This is a genomic window from Streptomyces sp. DSM 110735 (assembly GCF_016482685.1).
Classification (GTDB): Bacteria; Actinomycetota; Actinomycetes; order Streptomycetales; family Streptomycetaceae; genus Streptomyces.
In genome coordinates this window covers 131,974-146,717 of the sequence record NZ_JACYHF010000002.1, presented here as the reverse complement: position 1 = coordinate 146,717, position 14,744 = coordinate 131,974, and the positions used below count along the sequence as shown (strand labels likewise).

The 14,744-nt window shown below is 73.8% G+C and carries 10 protein-coding genes; 7 read left to right on the top strand and 3 right to left on the bottom strand.

The annotated features are described in order from the left end of the window. Positions 1–19 precede the first annotated feature (19 nt). The 7 genes from IF655_RS03465 to IF655_RS03435 all read left to right on the top strand — a co-directional run bounded on the left by IF655_RS03465 (position 20) and on the right by IF655_RS03435 (position 8,700). On the top strand, positions 20–2,347 hold the full coding sequence (locus IF655_RS03465) for a serine/threonine-protein kinase (RefSeq protein ID WP_199581994.1): 2,328 nt from the start codon (positions 20–22) through the stop codon (positions 2,345–2,347). A 67-nt stretch (positions 2,348–2,414) separates the two neighbouring features. After that, complete coding sequence (locus IF655_RS03460) at positions 2,415–2,762, top strand: zinc ribbon domain-containing protein YjdM (protein WP_199581993.1); 348 nt, start codon at positions 2,415–2,417, stop codon at positions 2,760–2,762. A gap of 164 nt (positions 2,763–2,926) precedes the next feature. Further along, complete coding sequence (locus IF655_RS03455) at positions 2,927–4,663, top strand: SulP family inorganic anion transporter (protein WP_199581992.1); 1,737 nt, start codon at positions 2,927–2,929, stop codon at positions 4,661–4,663. Further along, positions 4,663–5,088: an anti-sigma regulatory factor gene (locus tag IF655_RS03450; RefSeq protein WP_199581991.1), complete on the top strand. Its 426-nt coding sequence runs from the start codon at positions 4,663–4,665 to the stop codon at positions 5,086–5,088. The genes IF655_RS03455 and IF655_RS03450 overlap by 1 nt, the downstream gene beginning before the upstream one ends. 229 nt (positions 5,089–5,317) lie before the next feature. Next, the gene (locus IF655_RS03445) at positions 5,318–5,665 is read left to right on the top strand and encodes a helix-turn-helix transcriptional regulator (RefSeq protein ID WP_199581990.1); all 348 of its coding nucleotides are present in this window, start codon (positions 5,318–5,320) and stop codon (positions 5,663–5,665) included. Between the two features lie 173 nt (positions 5,666–5,838). Further along, positions 5,839–7,878 (top strand): TerD family protein, encoded by a 2,040-nt coding sequence (locus tag IF655_RS03440; protein ID WP_206775437.1) that lies wholly within the window; start codon positions 5,839–5,841, stop codon positions 7,876–7,878. 24 nt (positions 7,879–7,902) lie between these two features. After that, a complete protein-coding gene (locus IF655_RS03435) occupies positions 7,903–8,700 on the top strand; it encodes a hypothetical protein (protein WP_199581988.1) in 798 nt (265 codons plus the stop codon). A gap of 15 nt (positions 8,701–8,715) precedes the next feature. On the opposite strand, the gene IF655_RS03430 is transcribed toward IF655_RS03435, so the two are convergent. From IF655_RS03430 to IF655_RS03420, 3 genes are read right to left on the bottom strand one after another with little or no spacing between them, the layout of a single operon-like run. After that, on the bottom strand, positions 8,716–9,456 hold the full coding sequence (locus IF655_RS03430) for a class I SAM-dependent methyltransferase (RefSeq protein WP_199581987.1): 741 nt from the start codon (positions 9,454–9,456) through the stop codon (positions 8,716–8,718). A gap of 52 nt (positions 9,457–9,508) precedes the next feature. Continuing rightward, on the bottom strand, positions 9,509–11,227 hold the full coding sequence (locus IF655_RS03425) for a hypothetical protein (RefSeq protein ID WP_199581986.1): 1,719 nt from the start codon (positions 11,225–11,227) through the stop codon (positions 9,509–9,511). Continuing rightward, positions 11,224–14,739 (bottom strand): DUF5682 family protein, encoded by a 3,516-nt coding sequence (locus IF655_RS03420; protein ID WP_199581985.1) that lies wholly within the window; start codon positions 14,737–14,739, stop codon positions 11,224–11,226. The genes IF655_RS03425 and IF655_RS03420 overlap by 4 nt, the downstream gene beginning before the upstream one ends. Positions 14,740–14,744: the final 5 nt, after the last annotated feature.

The following is a 14,744-nucleotide window of genomic DNA, read 5'->3' as shown; positions in this document are numbered from 1 at the left end:
AAGCGGGAGGTCGGGGACGGTGTCGCTGCGCGAGGGTGATCCAGCCGAGATCGGTGGTTATCCACTGGAGGCGCGGCTCGGCTCGGGCGGCATGGGGACGGTCTTCCTGGGTCGTACGAGTTCGGGGCGGCCTGTCGCGATCAAGCTGATCCACCGGCAGTTCGCGGAGGACGACGAGTTCCGTACCCGTTTCCGCCAGGAGGTGGCGGCGGCGCGGCGGGTGAGCGGGGCGTTCACCGCCGCCGTGGTCGACGCCGCCCCCGAGGCCGATCAGCCGTGGATGGCGACGACCTACATCGAGGGGCGCACGCTCGCCGAGCACTGCGCCACCGAGGGTCCGTTGAGCGGGGCGGAACTGCGCAGGCTCGCCATCGGGATGGCGGAGGCGCTGCGCGACATCCACCGGGTGGGGGTCGTCCACCGTGACCTGAAGCCCTCGAACGTCGTGCTCTCGCCCGAGGGTCCGCGCGTCATCGACTTCGGCATCTCGCGCGCCGTGGACCAGGAGACGCTGACGATGACCGGGCGCGTCATCGGTACGCCGCCCTTCATGTCGCCGGAGCAGTTGCAGGCGCCGCGTGCCGTGGGTCCGCGCTCCGACGTCTTCTCCATGGGCACGCTGCTGGTGTACGCGGCGACGGGGCGTGGACCCTTCGACGCGGACAGCCCGTACATCACGGCGTACCAGGTGGTGCACGACGAGCCGTCGCTCGACGCGGTGCCCGCCGCTCTGCGGGCGGTCGTCGAGCCGTGCCTGGACAAGGAGCCGGGCGGGCGCCCCTCGGCGGACGAACTCCTCGTGCTGCTGCGGGACCTGCCGGTCGACCTGGGCGGGGCGGAGGCGAACGCGGTCGGCGCGGGCCGTACCCGGGACATGATCACCCAGCACCACTCCGCGACGCCGGACACTCCGGCTCCGGTCACTCCGGCGCAGACCGATCCGGCTCCGGTCACCCCGTCCCCGGCGACTCCGCCGCCGGTCACCCCGGCGCCCACCGCCCTGCCCGCTCCCGACGCGGAAAGCGCGGGAAGCGCGGCAGACGCCCGCACCCCCGTCGGTCGCCGCCCGCGCGGCCGATGGCGCCCCGTGCTCGCGGCCGCCATCGCCGTGGCGGCGATCGGCGGGGGAGTCGCCGCGCTGAGCGGGGGTCGCCTCGGGGGCGGCGACGGCGGCGGCGACAAGGGCGCCAGTGTCACGGCGTCCGGAGTCCCGCTTCCGAACGGCTTCAAGCCGTGGCGTACGACCGTACGGGGTGGCCAGGACCTCCCCGACGAGCTGCGGTGCGTCGCGCGCGGTGACGCGCTCTACTGCGGGGGCGGCGGTGTCGTCGCGACCCGGGTCAGGGCCGGGGACGGCTCGCGGGTGTGGACGGTGAAGAGCCCGGGCGTCCCCGCCCATGGGATGTACATGGTCGGCGCCACCGACGACACCGTGCTCGGATACCGCGTCGCCGCACAGGACGACCCGCAGTCCCCGCCCGAAGAGGTCGTGGCCCTGGACGCGCGCAGCGGCAGGGAGCTGTGGTCCGCGCCGTCGGGCGCCCAGTCGCAGGCCGTCACGGGTCGGACCCGGGACGCCCTCGTGACGGGCTCCGCCGTCGTGTCGGTCGACGGTTCCAACTCCCGCTTCGAGGCCCGGGACGCGCACAGTGGCGAGGTCCGCTGGACGACGCCGTTCCCCGCGGGCACGCAGTGCGCCCCCGTCCCGGCGGGAGCGCGGCTGTTCGCGATGTGCGCGACGGACGCGGAGGCGGACGCCCCGGAGGTGCTTCACCCCGTCCTGTACCCGCTCGACCGGACCTCGGGGACCCTGGGCGCGCCCGTCGCGGTCGACGGTCCCGCCGTGCCGATGGGCGTCGCCGACGGCAAGCTCGTCCTCCTTCGCGAGCCGGTCGAGGAGGCGGCGCCGTCGGTGGGGTACGACGGCGTGGTGCGGGTCGACCCGACCACGCGGAAGGTCACGTACTCCCGGCTGGCCAGGACGTACCGGGGGACGCCCGGCATGGTGGACGGCACCCTCTACGTGAGCGGGCAGACCGGTCGTGTCAGGGCGCTCGACCCCGCGACAGGGCGCGAGAAGTGGTCGCGGCAGACGGAGGTGGAGGGCGCCTCGGGACCCGTGGCGGGAACCGGTGCCCTGTACTTCAGCTCGGCGACCGGCCGGGTGGTCGCCCTGTCGCCGCGCGACGGTACGGTCCTGTGGTCGACCGGTCCGCGGGCCGACGGCTTCACGGGGGAGCAGGGGGCGAGCCCGCGCGTGACCGTCGCGGGGCGGGCGCTGGTCGTGGCGGCGGCGAAGAACACGCTCTTCGCCTTCGACGCGCAGAGGCCACCGAAGACGGGCTGACGCCGAAGACGCGCTGACCCCGCAGACGCCGAGGTCAGCGCCCGCAGGGGGCGGATAGGCTGGTCGGATGCTCGAGAATCCTCCTCCCTGTCCGAAGTGCTCCTGCGAGTACACCTACGAGATGAACGCCCTGGTGGTGTGTCCGGAGTGCGCCCATGAATGGGCGCCCGGCGAAGCGGGTGCCGAAGAAGGGCAGCGTGTCGTCAAGGACGCCGTCGGCAATGTGCTGCGGGACGGCGACAGTGTCGTGGTCGTGAAGGCGCTCAAGGTCAAGGGCAGCCCGTCCGGGATCAAGGCCGGGACCAAGGTGCGCAACATCCGGCTGGTCGACGGGGTCGACGGGCACGACATCGACTGCAAGGTCGACGGGTTCGGCGCGATGCAGCTCAAGTCGAGCGTGGTCAAGAAGGGCTGAAGCCCAAGACCGGCACCCCCTGAGGGCGGAGACCGGTACCCCCCTGGTGGCGGGGGCGTCATGGCCCTCGCCACTTGAGGAATTGCAGAATTTCGCAATTGCTTAGATGCTGTGCTCGTTGATGCTGTGCTCGTTGTGTCCGCAGGCAGGAAGCCGAGGGGTCCGTGTCCGTACCGCCGTACCAGGTCGGTTTCCGCCGCGTGTGGGCATCCGTCGCCGCGCTCCTGCCCGGCCGGGGCGATCTCGCGGAGCTGCGTCGCGACCCGCGTCGCGACCTGCTCGCCGGGCTCACCGTGGCCATCGTCGCGCTGCCGCTAGCGCTGGGCTTCGGGGTCTCCTCCGGGCTCGGCGCGGAGGCGGGGCTGGCGACCGCCGTGGTCGCCGGTGCGGTGGCGGCGGTCTTCGGGGGGTCCAGCCTCCAGGTGTCCGGGCCGACCGGCGCGATGACCGTGGTCCTCGTGCCGATCGTCGGCCGGTACGGTCCCACCGGGGTGCTCACCGTCGGTCTCATGGCGGGCGTCCTGCTCGTCGGGCTTGCGGTGCTGCGGGCGGGTAAGTACATGCGGTACATCCCCGCGCCCGTCGTCGAGGGCTTCACCCTCGGCATCGCCTGTGTCATCGGGCTGCAGCAGATCCCGAACGCCCTGGGCGTGGCCAAGCCCGAGGGCGACCGGGTGCTGGTCGTGACCTGGCGGGCGGTCGAGGAGTTCGCGAAGGAGCCGAACTGGACGGCGGCCGGTTTCGCCGTCGCCGTAGCCGCCGTGATGCTCGTGGGCGCCCGGTGGCGGCCGACCGTACCGTTCTCGATCGTCGCCGTGATCGCGGCGACGATCGTGGCGCGGGTCGGCGGGTTCCACGGGGCGAAGCCGATCGGTGACCTGCCGGCCGGGCTGCCCCTTCCCTCGCTGTCCTTCCTCGACCTCGGCTCGCTCGGCAGTCTGCTCGGGCCCGCCGTGGCGGTCGCCGCCCTGGCCGCGCTGGAGTCGCTGCTGTCCGCCTCGGTCGCCGACGGGATGACGGTCGGGCAGCGGCACGACCCGGACCGCGAGCTGTTCGGGCAGGGGCTGGCCAACATCGCCGCCCCGCTGTTCGGCGGTGTCCCGGCGACCGGCGCCATCGCGCGTACGGCGGTCAACGTCCGTACCGGCGCGGGCTCCCGGCTCGCCGCCCTGACGCACGCCGTCGTCCTCGCGGTGATCGTCTTCGCCGCCGCGCCGCTGGTCTCGAAGATCCCGCTGGCGGCGCTCGCCGGAGTCCTGCTGGCCACGGCGGTCCGCATGGTCGAGGTCGGCGCGCTGCGGGCCATGCTCAGGTCCACCCGCTCCGACGCCCTGGTCCTCGTCCTGACCGCCGTCGCGACCGTCGCCCTCGACCTCGTCTACGCGGTCGTCATCGGACTCGTCGTCGCCGGGGCGCTCGCCCTGCGCGCGGTCGCCAAGCAGGCTCGCTTCGAACAGGTGCCGCTCGACCGCGCCGACCACACCGCCGAGGAACACGCCCTGCTCGCCGAGCACATCGTGGCGTACCGCATCGACGGTCCGCTGTTCTTCGCCGCCGCCCACCGCTTCCTGCTGGAGCTGACCGAGGTCGCGGACGTACGTGTCGTCATCCTGCGCATGTCGCGGGTGTCGACCATGGACGCCACTGGCGTGCTCGTCCTCAAGGACGCGGTGGAGAAGCTGGAGCGGCGCGGCATCCGCGTCCTGGCTTCCGGGGTACGGCCAGGTCAGCGCCGGGTGCTCGCATCCGTGGGCGCGCTGGAGCTGCTGCGGCACGAGGGTCGCGAGTACGCCACGACGCCGGAGGCGATCCGGGGCGCGCGGGAGTATCTGGAGCGCGCCGGAGTGCTGCCGGACCGTCCGGCGGGCACCTCGACGGTGACGCACCCGGTGGAGGCGTGATGTTCACCGAGCTGAACGCCCTGCCCCACCGGCACGTCCTCACGCTCCCCGCGGAACCCTCCGCCGTACGCCTCGCCCGTCAGACCGCCGAGCAGGCGCTGACGGAGTGGGGCATCGGACTGCGCCACCCTGCTGTGGACCCGGCCCTGTTGATCGTGAGCGAGCTGGTGACCAACAGCGTGCGGCACGCCGCCGTACTGTCCCCGCAGGTCACCGTGGTCTACGCGGCGGCCTCCGACCGCGTCGCCTTCGCCGTCCACGACCGCCACCCCCACCGGCCCCGGCTCGACGGACCGGGCGTGGACGGCGGCACGGGCGGTCTGGCCACGGTCATGGAGCTGACGCTCGGCCTGGGCGGCAGCGCGGCGGTCCGCGCCGACGACGACGGCGGCGGCAAAAGCATCTGGATCACGCTCCCGCTGTGAGGGGCGGTGCCGCCGGTGGAGCCGTGGGGAACGGGGTCGATCCGGCGGTTCGAGGACTTGCTAATCTCGGCAATTCACGAGGTCATCGCCGCCGGAACCGGCGGCTCCCGTCGTCGACGTGGATTCGGCCGGGGCGGATGCCGCGCGCGAGGATGGGTCGCATGGTGATGAGGAAGGGCCGGGGGCGAGGCGCCGAGGCGTGGCGTCGTGCGGAAGGGGAGACGACCCGGTGAGTACGCCGCTGTACCAGTTGAAGGCGGAGTTCTTCAAGACCCTGGGCCACCCCGCTCGCATCCGGGTCCTGGAGCTGCTCAGCGAGCGTGAGCACGCGGTCGCCGAGATGCTGCCCGAGGTCGGCATCGAGCCCGCCAGCCTCTCCCAGCAGTTGGCCGTACTGCGCCGCGCCAACCTGGTCAGGACGCGCAAAGAGGGCTCGAACGTCTACTACTCCCTGACCAGCCCCCACGTGGCGGAGCTGCTCCGCGTGGCACGGACCATCCTCTCCGGCGTCCTCGCGGGCCAGGCCGAACTCCTCGCCGATCTCCAGGCGACGCAGGGCGAGGGAAAACGAGCCTGACCTCCGAGCCGGGCCCGCTCGTACGGGTTCGCGCCTCCTTGGGGTGACTTTCCGGATTGATCGATAGAGTCATCCCATTCACATCAGGTGCACCGAATCTCCACACGGGGTTTGCGGTGAGGGCGGGGGGTTCCTTCTGCCTGGTGATCGGTCGGGGAGGCCGTGTGTACGAGATGACCAAGGGCGCCAACGTCGTGCTGGGCGGCCTGAGCGACGGGGACGTCGAGTCGGTGGTGGTCAGCCTGGGGTGGGTGAGCCCGACCGGTGAGGGCGACGCGGACGTCTCCGTGCTGCTGCTTGACGAGAACGGCAAGGTGCGCGGCGACACCGACTTCTACTTCTACAACAACCCCTGCGCGCCGGACGGCAGCGTGCAGTTGCTCGGCAAGACCCCGGTGGGGGAGGGGAGCGAGGACCGGATCGGCTTCGACCTCAAGGCGCTCCCGGGCGACGTCGCCACGATCCTCGTCGCGGCCAGCCGGTACGGGTCGGCGCGGTTCGACGAACTCGAGGACCTGCGGCTGACGTTGAGCGACGCCTCGGGCGAGCCCCTGCTGACGTACGAGGTCGGGGACGCGGGCGGCGTCAGCGCCCTGATCTTCGGCGAGCTGTACCGGCGCGGGGAGGAGTGGAAGTTCCGCGCGGTGGGACAGGGCTACGAGGCAGGGTTCGCCGCGCTCGCCTCCGACCACGGTGTCGACATCGAGGACGACGCCGAGACGGTGGACGACGCGGGGAGCGCCGGGCTTGAGGCGTTCGAGGAGCCGGTGGGCGCCGAGTCGGTGGTCGAGCGGGTCCCCGAGCCGAGACCGGCGGACGAGCCCGCCCCGCCCGTCGAGTCCGCCACGGGCGCCGTCCCGTCCCCGCGCACCCCCGACGCCGTACCCGCCCCGAGGAGGACCCGCCCCCGGACCGCCAAGAAGAAGGTCACCCTCCCCAAGGCACTGAAGAAGTCCCTCGCGGAGAACGACGCGTGGCGCGGCGCCCGGCTCTTTCCCGTCTCCGCGCTGAAGAGCGACCGGGACCGGGAGATGCGGGCCACTTCCGTGCTCCTCGCGGTGATGGCGCAGGTGCCGGAGTTCGGGCGCAGGCTCACCGCCGGGTTCGGTGCTCCCGCCGGGCGCATGGAGACCTTCACCGAGGTGTCGCTGCCGCACGGCGACACGCCCCGGCGCCCGGACGGCGTCATCCGGGTGGAGCGCGCGGGCAAGCTGTGGACCGCGCTCGTGGAGACCAAGACGAACGGCAACCCGCTCAAGACCGAGCAGGTCCAGGCGTACGCCGACATCGCGGCGCGGCGCGGGTACGAGGCGGTGATCACGCTCTCCAACGACGTGGCCCTCGAGGGCAGTCCGCTGGTCGAGGTGAAGATCGACCGGCGGCGCAAGAACAAGGTGAGCCTGTGGCATCTGTCCTGGGCGGAGGTCGCGCACCAGGCGCAGATGCTGATCCGGCACGAGGGCGTGGTGAACCCGGCGCACGCCTGGCTGCTTGAGGAGTTGCTGCACTACCTCCTGCACGAGAACTCCGGCTGCCACGGCTTCCAGAACATGGGACCCGCCTGGGTGCCCGTGCGCAGCGGCATCCAGGACGAGACGCTCTGCCAGGGCGACCCCCGGGCGCTGGAGACCGTCGAGAGCTGGGAGCGGCTGGTGCGCCAGGTGTCGCTCGGGCTCGGCGGAGAACTCGGGCTGAAGGTGCTCCCCGTCCAGCGCGCCCGGCGCGATGCCGACGCGGTGGCCCGGCGCTCCCGCATGGCCGACCAGCTCTGCCAGGACGGCAGGTTGCGGGCGGAGCTGCGTATCGAGGGCGTCGCGGGCGTGCTCGGGGTGACCGCCGACCTGCGCACCACGAAGATCCGTACCTCCATCGACATCCCGGCGCCCGAACAGGGCTACCCGCTCTCCTGGGCCAAGCGCATCGTCCGCGAACTGGCCGAGGCACCCGCCGACCTGCACATCGAGACCCTGGTCGAGGGCGAGACCGGCGGTCCGCGCGGCACCCTGGAACGCCTGCGCCCCGAACCGGGCGACATGCTGCCCAGGAGCGGGGTGAAGATCACCGGCTTCCGGCTCTCGCTGTTCAAGAGCATGGGCGGCCAGCGGGGCAACACGGAGGCGGGCTTCATCCGCAGCATCGACGAAGCGGTGCACAGGTTCAACGCGGGGGTGCTGGCTCATCTCGACCGGCTGGTGGGGAAGAAGGCGGCGTAGGACCCGCGTGGGAGACTCCACCTCATGACTCTCGATGATCTTGATTTCGCCGGGTGGCGGTCCCTCGACGCGTCCACGGCGCGGCGGTTGGCCGAGGAGACGGCCCGGCGGGTCGGGGGATCGGTGAGCGAGGTCGGAGTCGGGGAGCATCTCGGCGGACCGTGGCATCGGGTGCTCGTCGAGCGGGACGGGCAGGAGTTCGCACTGATACCCGGGGGCCGGGTCGCGGTCGGCTTCGACCTGGTCGCCTGGCACCCCACGGCGGAGCAGGAGGCCGACCACGCCGAGAGCCTGGCGCAGGGGCTCGCGTACGGTCCCGATCTGCGCGCCCACCTGGCGCGGGTGCTCAGCCCCCGGCGGACCGTCACCGTGCCGACCGTCCTGATGGCCGTCGAAGCCGAGGCGCTGACCGAGCCGCCCGCCGACCTGCCGGACGCGCTCGCCGCGCGCGGGCTGCGGATGCCCAGCGCCGACGAGTGGGAGCACGCGTGCGGGGCCGGGGCGGGCACGCTGTTCCGGTGGGGCGACGCATGCCCGCTCGACCGCGTCCCGTACGACGACAGCACCGGCCCGCACCTCGAACGCAACGCCTTCGGTCTGCGCATCGCCTACGACACGTACTCCGCCGAGCTGAGCCAGGACCCCGGTGCCGTGCACGGCGGGGACGGGGGCGAGTCGGTGTGCGGCGGATACGGGATGTTCCTGGGCTGGCTGCCGCTCGCCACCGCCAACCGCAATCCCTCCATGGCCGACTTCGTCCACGGCGAGGACGGCGCGGACATGTGGGAGGACTTCTCCACCCGGCCCGTGCTGCCGCTCTGAGCGACGACCGCCGGGTCAGACCGGTTTGCGCCAGACGGACACGTGCTTCGAGGAGTCAGCGGTGAACGGCGTCCCGTCCCAGTCCGCCACGCGCCGCTCCCGTTCGAGCCCGGCCAGCCGCGCCATCAGGTCCAGCTCGGCCGGCCAGGCGTAGCGGTGCCGGGAGGCGTCGCGGCGGTAGCGGCCGTCCTCGCCGTCGCGGGTCAGATGGTGCGAGACGAGGATCTGCTCGACCAGGTCGAACGTGTCGAAGCCGAGATGGTGGTCCGACACGTCGAACGGCACGGCGGTCGCACCGGACGGCAGGAACCGCAGCGGGGGCACGTTCAGCTCGACGACGAAGCGACCGCCGGGCGCCAGATGGCGCGCGGCGTTGCGGAAGCACTCCACCTGCTCGTCCTGGGTGAGCAGGTTCGAGATCGTGTTGTAGACGAGGTAGACCAGGGTGAACTCGCCCGGCACGACCGTGGTCGCCATGTCCCCGAGGACCACCGGCAGGGTCTCCTCGTCCACCTTCCGGCGCAGCACGGCCGCCATGTGCGCGGAGAACTCGACGCCGGTCACGGGCACACCGCGTTCCCGCAGCGGCACGCCGACACGACCGGTCCCGATGGCGAACTCCAACGCCGGTCCCGCACCCGCCAGTCCGGCCAGGAAGTCGACGGTCGGACCGAGTACGGCGGCGGAGAACATCTCGGCGTCCTCCGCGTCGTACCGCTCGGCGGTGGCACGGCTCCACAGTTCGCTGCTCGTCACGGCGAGGTACTTTTCCGGGTGACTCCGGGGTTGTCGAGCGGTTTATCGCCCCTCACGCGGTCCAGCCCGCCACACACAACGCCCTCTCCAGCGCCACCGTGTACTCCCGCGCCTTCAGCCACGCCTCGGTGAAACGCGTCGGATCGGTCGGCAGCAGGCGCCCGAACGCGTCGCGGGAGCGGGTCGTCGCCGAGGAGTGCAGCTCCGTCAGGAGAGCCGCTGCCGTCGGGAGACCGTGGGTGGCGAGATGACGCGGGTCGGTGACAGCGCCGGAGCCGGGGTGGGTCAGGGCACGACGGCCGCCCGCCGCGGTCTGGTGGACGCGTCGGACGAGGAGATGGACCGGGGGTTCGTCGGCGGGGGGAGCCGGGCGCGGGGCAGGGGTGTGGGACGGGAGGTCCGCCTTCTGCAGGCGGTCCAGACCCACGTCCACATGCGTGCCCGCGATGGTCGGGTGTTCTGTCGCCAGCAGGGTGGCCCGGGGGTGCGCTGCCGGGGTCAGCCGGGCGATCACGCGCAGGGGCGTGTCCGTGGCGGCGGCCAGGAGGCGGAGGTTGTCGCGGTGGGGGAGGGCGGGGTCGTCGTGGGCCGAAGTCAGGCGGAGGGTGATGCCGTCGGAGGTGGCCAGCAGGCAGTCGCCCGCCGACTCGCGGACCGTGCCGGTGAAGGTCACCTCCAGGAAGAGCAGCCCGGGGGAGTCGGGCGTCAGGGCGCGGGCGAGCTGGTCCACCAGAGGGACGCGCCAGAGCCGGTCCAGCGGGTCCGCGCGCCAGTCGACGCCGGGGGCGCGTACCGCGCGCACCTTGGCGCCCGCGCCCAGACGGCCCGTCGGGGAGACCGTCGCGCCGGAGACGGCGAGCCCCGCCCGGGACAGCTCGCGGTGGGTGAGCGCCGTGTCGCCCAGCCGTACCGCACGGTCGGCGGCGCCCACCGCGCGGGACGCGCCGCCGGGTGCCACGTCCGGCACCTGGTAGAGCCTGCCGTGCGCGTCGGTCGTCCAGGTCACCGCGCCCGCGTACCCGTTCGCCGTGAGCACCGGCTCGGTGCACAGCCCGTACAGCCGCAGCGAGCCGTCCGGACGGTACGGCTGGCGGGCGGTGCCGCGCAGGGCGGCCAGCTCGGGACCCTCGGCGGACGGGAGACGATGGGACACCGCGAGGACATCGCCCAGTGCCGCGACGAGGTCCGCGAGCCGGTACGCCGGATCGGCCGACCGCGCCGCGCGCAGCGCGGTGACCACCGAGGACGACGCGGCGGCGACACGGTGCAGACCGGCCAGGCGCGCGGTGTGCGCGGCGCGCAGCAACTCCGCCTGGAGGACGGCTCCGCAGCCGTCGACGCCCGCGTCGAGCACGGCGGCAGCCGCGGACCATACGGCGCGTGCGGCGGCGAGTTGATCGGGGGTGGGCTGCTCGGCGTCGGGTGCCTCGGAGTCCTGCGGTTGCGCCGGGGCGTCGGTCAACGGCTCGGCCGCGACCGGCAGTTCCGCCACCGGCGCCGACGACGCTGCCGCCGCCCGGTGCAGACAGTCCGGCGCCAGCAGGCACCCGCAGCGAACGGCGTCCGGAGTCGTCACCGCCCCGTCGGGCGCGTGGAGTTCGACGTACGTGGTGTCGTCGACGGCGATGCGTACGGTGTCGCCCTCGCGGTCCACCGGGCGCCCCGCCAGCTTGGCGATGCCCGCGTCCAGGCGCTTGCGCAGCCGGGGAGAGAGCGCCTCGACCAGCGCGGCGGTCACCTCCGGTGCGACGGGCGGCAGTTGGGTGCTCATGCGATCTTCTCCCCTATCCAGCGGGCGAGTTCGAGGGGACTGAGCGCGGCCACCGGCATTCCTGCCGTGACCAACTGACCTGCCACGCCGGTCGAGTAGCGCGGGCGCCCCGCGTCGTCCAGGCTCGCGCAGCCCAGGACATGGCAGCCCGCGCCGATCAGCGCGCGGACCTCGCTCAGCAGACCGCCGACCGGGTAGCCCTCCTCGAAGTCGCTGATCAGCACGACCAGTGTCCGTGAGGGGACGGTGACCAGTTCGCGCGCGTGCCGCAGCCCCGCCGCGATGTGCGTACCGCCGCCGACGCTCACCTCAAGGAGCAGCGAGAGCGGGTCCTCGACCCGCTCGGTCAGGTCGATCACCTCGGTGGAGAAGGCCAGGAAGTGCGTGGACAGGGTGGGCACCCCGGCCAGCACGGAGGCGGTGAGCGCCGCCCAGATCGTGGACGCCTCCATGGAACCCGACACGTCCGTGACCAGGATCAGCCGCCAGTCTGCCGCCTTGCGGGCACGGGTGCGGAACACCGGACGCTCGGGGATCACCGTCACCGTGCCGTCGGGCGCCCGGCGCGCCGTGGCCAGGTTGGCCCGCAGCGTCCGGGGCAGATCGAGACCGCCACCAGGACGCCTGCTCGGCCGGGGAAGCGCGGTGCCGTGCAGCGCGGGGCGCAACCGGGTCGCCAACTCCCGCGTCAGCGCCTCCACCAGACGCCGTACCAACGGCCGCAGCGTCGCCAGCCGCGCCTCGGGCAGCCCGCCCGCGTGCCGCAGCACCGAGCGGAGCAGGTCCACCGAGGGGCGGACGCTCTCCGCGTCGAGTTCCGCGTAGACGTCCGTCCGACCCGTCGCCGCTGCCGCCGCCAGCACCTCCTCGCGGACACCCGGTCCGAACAGTGCCGCCAGCTCCTGCGACCACTCCCGCACCCCGGGATACGGCGCCTCCCGACCGCCACCGGAGCCGCGCCCGGTGAGATCACCCCGGCTGCCCTCACCGCGTCCCATGCCGTACAGCTCGTCCAGTGCGGTCGCCAACCGGCGAGCGGAGGACGGAAGTTGGTCGCGACGGCGACCCAGCACCAGTCGCCACCGGTCGGCCGGGGCGATGTGCCCGGCGAAGCCGGGGATCGACTCGCCGGACGGACAGGGGGCGTCCACATCAGTCCCCGGAACCACCCGCTCCACCTCCGGCAGCAACCCCACCGCCGCCAGCGCCTCCCGCGCGGCCAGGTCCGCCCGCGTCCACCGCGCCAGCGCCACCGGGTCCACCGCGCCCGTGTCCGCGAGGTGGTGCGCTCCCAGCCGCTCCTCCACCGTCGACAGCAGCCGCTCGCGCGCCGCCGGGCTCAGCGTGTCGAAGCCGCCGCGCAGGGCAGGCAGGCGGGAGAGGAAGTCCTCGTCGGAGAGGGCCGACACCCGGTTCAGGAGCGGCTCCAGCGCGGGAGTCGCGGACTCCAGCAGGGGTCCGGCGGCCGTGAGCAGCCCGGTCAGCCGGTCGGTCAGCGCCGTACGGCTCGCGGTGTCGGTCGCGCCGTCCACCCAGGACGCCACCCGGTCGCCGAGTGCCCGCGGCTCCTCGTGTCCGAGCAACACCCGTACGGCTCCTGCCGCCCCGCGCATCAGCGGAGAGCCCTCGCGGGCCAGCCGGGCGAGCGCGTCCGTGAGCCGGATACCCCCGAACACGTCGGCGCGGTGGGCGAGTTCGAGCAGGGCGCGGGCGTCGGCAGGGTCGTCGGAACCGGTGAGACCGTCGACCTGCCGTACCGCCGCCGTGGTCAGCAGCTCGGCGACGGCGGTCAGGCGCATCGCCGTGCCCTCGTCCGGCGTGCCCGCCCCGGCGATGTGACCGGCTCGCAGGCGGTCCAACAGGGCCAGTCCCGCGAGGAGTTCGGGCAGCGTGCCGGAGTCGGGCAGCGCGGACGCGATGTCCTCCACGCGCTCCTCGACGAGCCCCGGCAGCCCGCAGCGCGCCGCCTCCTCCAGTCCCCGCAGCGACTGGGCCGCCGTGGGACCGCCCTCGTCCCGCTCCGCGCGCAGCCGCTCGCGCAGCAGTCCCTCGGCTGCCTGGGCCGAGGTCACGCCCCGGACCCCGGCCGCGTTGAGCATGGCCGCGGTGGCGGGCGTCCAGCGCAGCTCCCAGCGGGAGGTGAGTGCCTCGCCGCCACCGGCCGCGCCGACCTCCTTGGGCTCGGCGTACGGCACCCCGCACACCGTCAGACGGCGCAGCAGCACCTCACGGCGGGCGTCCCGCGCCGATCGGAGCGGGTCCAGGCGCAGGTCGCGGGTGGCGCCCGGGTCGGCGGGACCGGGGAGACCGAGCTCCGCCAACTCCGCCTCCACAGCGGGGGCGAGACCGCTGCGGGGCGCGTCCGGCGCCGGGCGCCCCGCCCGGGTACCGACGAGCACCCGCTCCATCGCCCGCGCCACGGCCCGGCCACGCCCGTACGGCTCGCCCTGCGCGAGCACCGTCTGCACCGCCTCGACCAGTTCACCCCGACCCGCCGCGGGCAGCCCCCGCAGCCGGGCGAGATCACCGGCGAGGCGGGTGATCTCCCGTGCGTCGGCGGGTCCCGACGGGTGCCCGAGCGTTCGCAGCTCGGCGCAGATCCGCACGGCGGCGCCGGTCAGCGCGTCCGTCAGGGCCGAGGGATCGCCGGCCGCGTCGAGCACCAGGTGCTGCCACTCCGGGTCACGGATACCGGCGGGGTAACCGGAGCGCTCGTCCAGCAGGGCGTAGGTGTAGGGGATGAGGGAGGTGGTCCAGGTCGTCCCCGAGGGCGGCTGTACGTCAGTGTCCTCGGCCGCGGCGAGCAGCGCCGGGGCGTGGAAGGCGCCCACGACCACGGCGGCCCGCTGCCCGTCGGCCGTGGCGGCGGCGAGCCGGGACCGCATCCAGCTCTCCCGGCGCAGATCCAGCTCCGGCACCCCGCCCGAAGCCGCCGCCTCCTCGCGCAGCGCCCACCCCGTCAGCAGCGCCGCCCGCCGCAGCGCCTCCGGCGGCGAACCGGGCGCTGCGGTCTCGACCAGCCGGTCCCAGAGGTCGTCGTCCGGGCGCCCGGTCAGCCGGGAGCGGAGGGCGGCGGTGATACCGGGACCGGACGTGGTCCGTCGTACCGGCTCCTCGCGCGCCCCACCCCGGTCGGTCAGCGGCAGATCGCAGGTGAGGACCGGCACCCCGTGCCGGGCCGCCCACCGCACCGCCGCCAGCTCCGGCGAGAAGTCGGCGAACGGATAGAAGGCGGGCCCGATGCCTCCGCCCGCAAGTCCCGCGCCCACGCCCGCGCCCACCGGCGCCGCCGCCAGCGCGACCGGCGCCCGCGTCTCCTCGTGCGCGAGCCACGGCAGCCACTCCTCCAGTTCGGCGGGCAGCTCCACGAGCAGCACGTCCGGCTTCGCCGCGTCGAGCAGCGCCGGTACGGCCGCCGCCAGGGAAGGCGCGTGGTGCCGTACCCCGATGAGATACGGCGCCGCCGGGTCGGTCAGGGCGGCCACCGCCGCCTCGGGGGATGCGTGGGACACGGTGT